At 72.8% G+C, this 9,154-nt stretch carries 6 protein-coding genes; 3 read left to right on the top strand and 3 right to left on the bottom strand.

Translation table 11 applies throughout. From position 1 onward, the window contains the following. The first annotated feature begins 61 nt into the window (after positions 1 to 61). Positions 62 to 253 (top strand): hypothetical protein, encoded by a 192-nt coding sequence (locus tag ACZ4XD_RS36125; protein WP_468049619.1) that lies wholly within the window; start codon positions 62 to 64, stop codon positions 251 to 253. A gap of 57 nt (positions 254 to 310) precedes the next feature. On the opposite strand, the gene ACZ4XD_RS36120 is transcribed toward ACZ4XD_RS36125, so the two are convergent. From ACZ4XD_RS36120 to ACZ4XD_RS36110, 3 genes are all read right to left on the bottom strand, one after another. Continuing rightward, entirely contained in the window at positions 311 to 2,788 is a 2,478-nt protein-coding gene (locus ACZ4XD_RS36120; RefSeq protein ID WP_468049621.1) for a SpoIIE family protein phosphatase, read from the bottom strand. 205 nt (positions 2,789 to 2,993) lie between these two features. Beyond that, a complete protein-coding gene (locus tag ACZ4XD_RS36115; protein WP_468049617.1) occupies positions 2,994 to 4,625 on the bottom strand; it encodes a helix-turn-helix domain-containing protein in 1,632 nt (543 codons plus the stop codon). Positions 4,626 to 4,838: 213 nt separating this feature from the next. Next, positions 4,839 to 6,050, bottom strand: a complete 1,212-nt coding sequence (locus ACZ4XD_RS36110; RefSeq protein ID WP_468049615.1) for an acyltransferase family protein — start codon at positions 6,048 to 6,050, stop codon at positions 4,839 to 4,841. 513 nt (positions 6,051 to 6,563) lie between these two features. Between ACZ4XD_RS36110 and ACZ4XD_RS36105 the strand changes: the two genes are divergently transcribed. Both ACZ4XD_RS36105 and ACZ4XD_RS36100 read left to right on the top strand, forming a co-directional pair. Continuing rightward, positions 6,564 to 7,397 carry an undecaprenyl-diphosphate phosphatase gene (locus tag ACZ4XD_RS36105; RefSeq protein WP_042152763.1) on the top strand — a complete coding sequence of 278 codons (834 nt, stop codon included), beginning with the start codon at positions 6,564 to 6,566 and terminating at the stop codon, positions 7,395 to 7,397. A 93-nt stretch (positions 7,398 to 7,490) separates the two neighbouring features. Further along, positions 7,491 to 8,822, top strand: coding sequence for a PP2C family protein-serine/threonine phosphatase (locus ACZ4XD_RS36100; RefSeq protein ID WP_468049613.1), 1,332 nt, complete (start codon positions 7,491 to 7,493; stop codon positions 8,820 to 8,822). Positions 8,823 to 9,154 lie beyond the last annotated feature (332 nt).

Below are 9,154 nucleotides of genomic sequence, written 5' to 3'. Positions count from 1 at the left end.
GCCCTTTGGGCTGCTCCCCTTCGGGTGAACCCACGACATCACCAGAACGAGCGTGGCCTTTGTGACCTACCAGCTGACCGCCGAACGGGCCGGCGCGGCGCCGCGCCGCGTGGTGGCCGGCACCGACTGCGACTATGTCGAGCTGCCCGGACGCGGACTCGTCGGCTGGCCCGTCCCCGCCGGGGACGACTGCGGTCATGTGCCCGGCGGGGGCGAGCGCGACAGCGTGCGGAGCGCTCTCGGGGCGGGGTGAGCGCGGCGCCCCGGGGTGTTCCGGGGCGCCCTGGAGGTGTCCGCCCGCGAGCCCGCCTCAGTCCTCCTCGTCGGCCCCGCCCGCGTCGGGCGACAGGCTCTGCTCGGTCCAGATGATCTTGCCGGTGGGGGTGTAGCGGGTGCCCCACCGCCGGGTGAGCTGCGCGACGATGAACAGTCCGCGGCCGCCCTCGTCGGTGGTCCGGGCGTGGCGCAGCCGCGGCGACGTACTGCTGGCGTCGGAGACCTCGCAGATCAGCACGTCCTGCCGGATCAGGCGCAGGGTGATCGGCGCGGTGGCGTGGCGGATGGCGTTGGTGACCAGTTCACTGACGATCAGCTCGGTGGTGAACAGCAGCGCGTCCATGCCCCACGCGGTCAGCTGCCGGTCGGCGAGGCCACGGGCGGTGCCGACGACGGCCGGATCGCAGGTCAGCTCCCAGGAGGCGACCTGTTGCGCGTCCAGGGCGTGGGTCCGGGCGAGGAGCAGCGCGGCGTCGTCCGACGGCGGGCCGGTCAGCAGCGACTTGATCACGTTCCCGCCGAGCTCCTTCAGCGTCTCCCCGGGCACCGCGAGGGCATTGCTCAGCCGGGACAGCCCCACCTCGATGTCCTGGTCGCGGGTTTCGATCAGCCCGTTGGTGTAGAGCGCGATCAGGCTGCCCTCGGCCGGCTCCAGCTCGACGGCTTCAAAGGGCAGCGATCCGAGTCCGAGCGGCGGCCCGGCGGGCAGGTCCGGGCAGTCCACGGCGCCGTCGGGGCCGACGATCAGGGGCGGCAGATGCCCGGCCCGCGCCATGCTGCACCGCCTGCTGACCGGGTCGTAGACGGCGTACAGACAGGTGGCGCCCATGAACGTCGAGGCCACGCTCGGGTTCCCGGCGTCCGCCGCCGGGTCGGCGCGGTGTGTCTTGACCAGGCCGATGACCAGGTCGTCCAGACGGGCCAGCAGTTCATCGGGCGGCAGATCCAGATTCGCCAGGGTGCGGACGGCGGTACGCAGCCGGCCCATGGTGGCCGCGGCATTGATGCCGTGGCCGACGACATCCCCGACGACCAGGGCGACCCGCGCCCCGGACAGCGGAATCACATCGAACCAGTCGCCGCCGACCCCGCTCGGCGCGTCCGCCGGGAAGTACCACGACGCCACCTCCAGCGCGGACCCGCCGGTCAGCTCGTGCGGCAGGAGGTTCTGCTGCATCACCCGGGCCGCGGCCCGCTCGCGGGTGAAGCGGCGCGCGTTGTCGACACACACCGCGGCCCGCGCGACCAGCTCCTCGGCCAGCTGTACGTCGTCCGCCACGAACGGTCCCAGACGGCGGGAACGGAAGAAGGTCGCCGCGCCCAGGGTGATGCCACGGGCCTGCACCGGAGCCACCATCACCGAACGGAACCCGAATTCGCGGATGACGGCGGCCCGCACCGGGTCCTCGGTGACCCAGGCGCTGGTGGTGAGGTCCAGGACCGGCTCCACCAGGGACGCGCCCTTGAGCAGACAGCGGCCGATCGGTGACGAGGGGGACCGCTGGACGGCTTCGCCCACGGCCAGAACGGCCTCCGGACAGCCCTCGTGGACCGACTGCTGACCGCAGCGGCGCAGGGTGGGCGTGCTGTCGACCGGGCCGGGCACCGGCTCCTCGCCCCGGAGCACCGAATCCAGCAGATCGACGGCGACGAAGTCGGCGAGCGCCGGCACCGCCACATCCGCCAGTTCCTGTGCGGTCCGGGTGACATCGAGCGTGCTGCCGATCCGGACGCTGGCGTCGTTCAGCAGGGCCAGACGCTCCTGCGCCCGCCAGCGCTCGGTGACATCGATGACCATGTACCACAGGCCGATCCGCCGGCCCTGGGGGTCCGCCAGCCCGAAGAAGGACGCCGAGTAGGCACGCTCCTGGTGGGGGTCCGCATAGGTGGGGCTGCGGAATTCGTAGTCCATCACCGGCGACCCGGTCCGCAGGACCCGCTGCATCCGCTCCTCGAACGCCGCGGCCTCCAGCCTCGGCAGTACCTCGTGCACCCGCTTCCCGAGCCGCTGGTCCAGGGGGATCAGGCGCTCCAGCACGTCGTTCACCCAGACGTACCGCAGATCGGTGTCGAGCACCGCCATACCGACCGGCGCGTGCGCCAGGAACGGTTCGAGCATCAGCTGGTTCACCCCGCCGCCCGGCACCCGCCACTCCTCCATGGCGAGGACGGACCACCGCTCGGGCCCTGCGCCGTCGAGCACGGGCGTGACCTGCACCGCCAGCTGCACCTCCCGGCCGTCCCGGTGGCGCGCCGCGACCGAGCCGCCCCAGCCGTCCCCCGCACGGCACCACCGCGCCACCGCGGCCACCCGCACCTCGTCGCCCGGTATCGCCAGCAGCTCCGTGGCGGGGTGGTGCAGGATCTCCGCGGCCGGATAACCGAGCAGCCGCTCCGCCGCCCGGGTCCAGGCCACGACCCGGCCGTGGCCGTCCAGTTCGGCGGTGGCCGCCTTTGCGATATCGCACGCGCGGTCCGAGCCACCCGTCAGGGCATTCTCCGCACTCATCATCGCCAGCCCGTCAGCTGAATGGAGCAATATCGCCCAGTTTAGGAGAACTGTTGATGATCGGCGGTGCGGAGGATGCGAGTGCCGGGACAGCGGACCTGGCGGCTCTGCCGGGCCCGGGTACCGGACCCCGCGGCTCTGCTGCCCGACCGGCGTCCCCGGGCGGGGCGTCGTGCCACCGGAGTCCGCCCGCCGGCTGCCGCCCGCTTCAGCCGGCGGGCGGCAGCCGCAGCTGGAGCATGGCCAGCAGCCGCTGATCCGGGCGGCTGAGGTCGAGACCGGTCAGATCCTCGGCCCGGCGGATCCGGTAGCGCAGCGTGTTGGGGTGCACATGCAGCTCGGTGGCGGCGGCCCGTACGTCGCCGAAGGCGTTCAGATAGGCGAGCACGGTCTCGGCCAACTGCCCCTGGTTGCGGCTGTCGTGGGTGACCAGGGCGGTCAGCCGGGGGTCGCGCATCTCGGGGTGCGCCGACAGCAGCGCCAGCACCTCGCTGACGAGTACCTCCGCCTGGATGTCCGGCAGCGCGGCGACCGTGGTGGCGACCCCGACGCTCAGCATGGCGTCCAGGATCCGGTCCGCCTCCCGGCGCGACTCGGGAATCTCCCCGAGCCCCGGCACGATGCAGCCGACGGAGCCGCGCAGCGACAGGCCCAGGTGGCGCCCGGCGGCGTCGGTGATCTCCTGGCCCCAGCCGCGCAGCGTGCCGGTGTCGATGCTGCGCGGCAGTTGCGGCAGCAGCACATAGAGCCGCGCATCGACCTGGGTGACCACGGCGCTGCTGTGCCGGGCGGCGGTGTGCACCGAGATCAGGTTGCTGACCTCGCCACGGGTCAGCTCCGGCGGGGTCGCCTCGGCCGTCCCGTACGAGAAGCCCAGAACGGCGGCCGGGCGGGCCGCGTCCAGCGCCAGATGGCTCGCCAGCGGCTGCGGCCCGGTGCTGCCCTCCAGCAGTCCGGCCGCCAGCGTGCGGGTCAGCGTCAGATCGGCGGAGAGCTCGCGGCGGCGGCGCACCAGATGCAGTGCGGCGACCCGGGCCGCGCCCAGCAGTGCCTGGTCCGCGCGCTCGGTCAGCGGCGTGGAGCCCTCCTGAACCCAGATGACGCCCAGCTGCCGTTCCCCGGACCGGATGGCCACCGCGAGCCGTCGGCGGATGCCCAGCTCGGGGTGGGCATCGATGTTGATCACTTCGTCGGAGGTACGCAGCCGCTGGAAGACGCCCCACTCGCGCAGCCTCGACAGATACGCCTCCGGGCCGTGCCACCCCAGGATGGACCGCCGCCGCAGGTCATCGACCTCGTCGTCGTCGGCGGAGCGGGAGTAGGCCAGCACACGGTTGGCGGTGTCCTCGATGCTGACGATGCCGCCGGTGAGGATGGCGGTGGTCTGCGCGAGCGCGAACAGGTCGCCTTCCTCGGCCCCCTCGCCGGGGCGCCCCTGCGGCGCACTCTCCAGCGCCGCGCGGGCCAGCGCGTCCACCTGCTCCCAGCGCGCTTCGCTCCGTACGGACAGCAGCGCGATGCCCGCCTCGACGGCGGTCGCACTGAGCGCCGCGGCCTGCCCGGGAGCATCCAGCTTGACCGCCACGGCAGCGGCTCCGTCGCGCCCGCCGGCCCGCAGCGCGGGGAACGCCGCGCGGCCCCGGGCCCCTATGGCGAGGATCAGCTCGCCGGGGTGGGCCATCGGCGGGTCCTCGGGGTCGAGCAGGGCGACGCTGCGGATCTCGACGTCCAGTCCGTCGGGCGCGGCCTGGAGTTCCACCAGGGGCTCGCCCAGCGACATCAGCAACTGGCGCAGGCTGATGCCCGTACGGGGTGGCGGTGCCGCGGCAGCTGGATCCATGATCGGCGCCTCTGGAGGGTTCGGGTGGCCGGGGCTCACAGGACTGCCGGCCCTCTCGCAGGACTTCCGATCAGGTGCTGTCACGTACTCGACCGGCCCACGAGGGAGCCATCACCGCAGGTATGAGCCACGCCAACAGTACTGATGCTATCCGCCGGGACGATCGTGGCCCTGGAGCGGACGAGGCACCGGAGATCCCCCGGGGTGTCTCCCCTAGGGCGACGGTTGCGACGGTTGCTTCTCCGCCGCCTGCTTCCCGACAGTGGGCGCCGCCGCACCGTTCCGGTCCTCCCTTCTGAACGCCCAGGTCATCTTCGGCTCCATCACGCAGCGGAAGACCCGCTGCACGGGCGGTGTGCACAGCAGTGTCACGACCGCTCCGGCGAGGAAGGTGACGGCGATGGCGCCCCACGGGGTGCGGACCCAGCCGGCGTCGTACCAGTCCCACCAGCGGGAGGCCTTGGCGAGGAAGCCGTGCAGCAGATAGCCGTAGAGCGTGCCGGCGCCCAGCGCGGTGCACCACATCCGGCGGCCCGGCACCCAGGCCAGGAAGCACGCCGTCAGCACCAGCGAGCAGCCGAACATGGCGAGCTGCATCAGCGCACCGATCCACCACGGAGCGCCCAGGTTCTCGGCGCTGTCGGTGTGGTAGAACCAGGCGTCGTTCATCCGGGGCACGGCCCAGTACGCGAAGACCAGGGCCACCGCCAGGACGGGTACCGCGGCGATCCGCACCGGCCAGCGGCGCACCAGGCTGAAGTGCTCCGCCTTCAGGCACATGCCGAGCACGAAGAACGGCAGGAATTGCAGCACCCGCTGGAGGTCCAGTTCGGTGCCGACGTCCGGGGACGCGGAAGCCGCGATGGCGATCACGAGGGCCAGGGGCACCGGCCAGCGCACGATCCGCCACAACGGAGCGGTGAGTCGCCAGATGAACAGGGCCGCCAGGAACCAGGTGAGGAACCACGGATCCAGCAGGCTGACCGTGAAACTCGGGATGTCACCGGCCCAGTACCGGAAGAGCGCGAAGGCCGTCTGGAAGACGACGAACGGGACGGCGACGCCGGTGACCAGCCGCTGGAGCCGGTCGCGGCGCAGGTCGAAACTGCGCGAGAAATAGCCGGAGATGACGGTGAAGGCCGGCATGTGGAAGGCGTAGACGAAGAGATACAGCGACGCCGCGCTCCGGCTGCCGTGGTAGTACGGCTCCCAGGCATGGCCGAGCGCCACCAGCACGATGGCCAGATATTTGGCGTTGTCGAAGAACGCGTCGCGCTGTTCGGCCGGTGCGGGCGGCTTGGCCGGGGCGGGCGGCGCCGGTTCGCCCGCGGCGCCGGCGGAGGGGCACGCCGGGGTGGTGGGCGGTTCGGCGGGGGCGACCCGACCGGTGCCCTGCCGGTCGGAGGGCCGGGGAGCGGGGATCACGACACGGCCTCCCAGCAGTCCGTCGGCCGCCGTGGCTCTCTTGCCGCGCCGGTGGGGGCGATGGCCAGGGCGATCACGGTGAGCGGCATACCGGCTCCTCGGGTGGGCTGCGGGTCGGGGAGGCCTGCGGGTGTGCCCTACCTCCCCCTGGTCGTCTACAGTGCTGTAGACCGACGGTGAACTGTAGACGCCGGACGTGGGGGACGCACCCGCCGGCCCGGCACCGGAGAGACGGCGACACGGCCCAATGCCCGGCCGTCCGCGGCCTGTTCACCGTTGGCCACAGCTGCTTCATCCGTATCGGATCCCGGTGGCCCGCCGCCACTCGATGCCGCAGTCGTGATCCTTCTCTCCCCGGCCGTGCCCGCCGTACGGACTCTCGCCGCCCCGTCGCGGCGGCCCGCGGAGCGTCACGCTGCGGCCGGACCGTGAGCGCGCCAGTACAGTCACCCCACCGACCTGTGTGCCGCGGCGCCCCCACGCCCCCGATCACCTTCACCCGGAATGGATCCCATGAGCGCGATCAGCATCGGCCAAGCCGTCGTCCTCGGAGCCGTCGAGGGGGTGACGGAATTCCTTCCGGTCTCCTCCACCGGCCACCTCAAGATCGCTGAAGGGCTGATGGGTATCCCCGTCGGCGACAAGACCGTCGTCGCGTTCTCCGCGGTCATCCAGGTCGGCGCGATCGCCGCGGCACTCGCCTACTTCTTCAAGGACATCGTGCGCATCATGGGCGCCTGGTTCCGCGGACTGCGCAATCGTGAGGAGCGCTACCACCACGACTACAAGTTCGCCTGGTGGGTGATCTACGCCACCCTGCCGATCGTCGCCGTCGGCCTGGCCGCCAAGCCGCTGATCGAAGGCCCGCTCGCCTCGCTCTGGGTGGTGGCCGGCTCGCTGATCATCGGCAGCGGGGTGATGTGGGCGGCGGACCGGATGGGCCGTCACAAGCGCGGTGAGGACGACACCTCGCTCAAGGACGCCATGCTGGTCGGCTGCTCACAGATCCTCGCGCTCCTCTTCCCCGGCTTCTCCCGCTCCGGCGCGACCATGTCCACCGCCCTGATGCTCGACCTGGAGCGGGTCGCGGCCACCCGGCTGTCCTTCTTCCTCGGCATCCCGGCCCTCACCGGCGCCGGGATCTACGAGCTGAAGGACGCCATCGGCACCGGCGCGGCCGTCGCCCCGCTGGCCATCGGCACCGTCGTCTCCTTCGGCGTCGCCTACGCCTCGATCGCCTGGCTGCTGAAGTTCGTGGCCAAGCACTCCTTCAACTCCTTTGTCCTCTACCGGATCCTCGTCGGGGCGCTGCTCTTCGGGCTGCTGGGCGCGGGCGTCCTCAGCTGACGGTCGCCGGGGGCCCGGCCGGCCGTGGCTCCCGGCCGCAGAGAGGACCGGCGCGGCCGCCGCGCCGGGCCCGGATGCCGGGTTGCTGATGGTATGGGTGCAGGAGAGCGCCCCGCCGCGGCGGGCCGCAGTGCCCTGGAGGTGGCCTTGTCGAACCGGGATGGCGCGGAGACGGACCCGGACGCCGAGCACGCCGGCGTCCTGGCCCGTCTGCACACGGCGGAAGAGGCCGCCGAGCGGATCGGCACGACCCTGGACGAGCAGACCACCTGTGCCGAGCTGGCCCGCTTCCTGTGCCGGCACCTCTGCGACGCCGCGGCCGTGGACCTGCTCACCGATCAGGGCACCGGCGCCCGGCCCCCGTCCCCGGAGGCGCTCACCCGCGTCGCGACCGCCGGCCTGGTCAAGGTGCTGGAGGCGCGGTGCCCGGACGAGGGGCGGGCCGAGGAGGCGCCCTCGGCGCGGGCGCTGAACGAAGAGCGCCCGGTCACCGCGGCGGCGGTCCTGCCGGGCGGCCGCGCCGTCCAGGCCGTCATCGCGCCGCTCCTGGCGTACGGCCATCGCTACGGCGTGCTGCTCGCCCTGCGCGCGGGCGGCGGCTTTTCCGCGCAGGAGACCGCCACCGTGCACCACCTGGCTCGCCTCACCGCCACCCGGCTCGCCCACGCCCGCCGCCATGCCGCCGTGCAGCGCACCGCGATGGACCTTCAGCGGGCGCTCCTCGCGGAGCCGGGCCGGCCGCACCCCAACCTGGAGCTGGCCACCCGCTATCTGCCGTCCGGCAGCAGCGCCCTGGTCGGCGGGGACTGGTTCGAGACGGTACGGCTCCACTACGGGCGCACCCTGCTCGTCATGGGGGATGTCATGGGGCACGGGCTCGACGCGGCGGTCGATATGAACGCCTACCGCTCCCACCTCCGTTATGTCGCCTCGACCGATCTGCCACCCCATCGGGTACTGCGGCAACTCGACGCCGCCGTGGCCGAGGAGGAGTCCCGCCGGCCGGCGACCTGCCTGCTGGCCAGGGTCGATCCGGCGCGCGGTATCGCCGGGTTCGCCAGCGCGGGCCACCTCCCCCCGGCGGTCATCGGCCCCGAGGGCGCCGCCGGTCTGGTCGACGTCCCCGTCGGCCCGCCCCTGGGCACCGGCGTGGGCGGCTACGAACTCGTCACCCGTGCCCTCACCCCCGCGGAAACCCTGCTGATGTTCACCGACGGGCTCATCGAGCGCCGCGGCGAGGACATCGACGCCTCCCTGTCCCGGCTGGCGAGGATGCGACTGCCCGCCGGGGCCGGCGTGGAGCAGCTGCTCGACGAGGTCCTGCTCCGCCTCGACGGACTGCACGCCGAGGACGATGTCGCCGTCCTCGCCGCCCGGATCCGCCACCATCCGGGCGCGCAGGCGGCCGGGCCGGCGGAGAGTTGACGAGGAGGGCGCGTCGGGCGGGGCGGCCGACAGGGGCCCCTGAGGGTGTCCCGGCCCGGCGGTTCAGGGGCGGGGCCGGCTCGGACACCCTGACATCCATCCGCACCGCGAAGAATCCGGAAGTCCGCTGAACGATCCCGCCACGCGGTGCGTATCTCAGGGTGAGCCGAGGGATTTTCCCCGATTCCCGGCTCGGCCCCGGTTTTGCCTGTGAACCCGGGCCGCGCGGGGGGGGGGGGGGGGGGGGCCCGGGGTGGGGGGGGGGGGAAGGCAACCCCCCCCCGCCGCCCGAGAAGGCCGGACCCCCGCGAAGGGGGGTAAAGAAACAAACG

This window comes from Streptomyces sp. NPDC029466 (assembly GCF_055574515.1).
The sequence above is the reverse complement of the archived record's forward strand: the minus strand, read 5'-3'. Positions and strand labels throughout refer to the sequence as shown.

Bases quoted from the DNA above. Each gene is read 5' to 3' on its own strand.
- ACZ4XD_RS36120 (WP_468049621.1), bottom strand. From the start codon at position 2,788: ATGATGAGTGCGGAGAATGCCCTGACGGGTGGCTCGGACCGCGCGTGC.
- ACZ4XD_RS36100 (WP_468049613.1), top strand. From the start codon at position 7,491: ATGGGTGCAGGAGAGCGCCCCGCCGCGGCGGGCCGCAGTGCCCTGGAG.
- ACZ4XD_RS36105 (WP_042152763.1), top strand. From the start codon at position 6,564: ATGAGCGCGATCAGCATCGGCCAAGCCGTCGTCCTCGGAGCCGTCGAG.
- ACZ4XD_RS36115 (WP_468049617.1), bottom strand. From the start codon at position 4,625: ATGGATCCAGCTGCCGCGGCACCGCCACCCCGTACGGGCATCAGCCTG.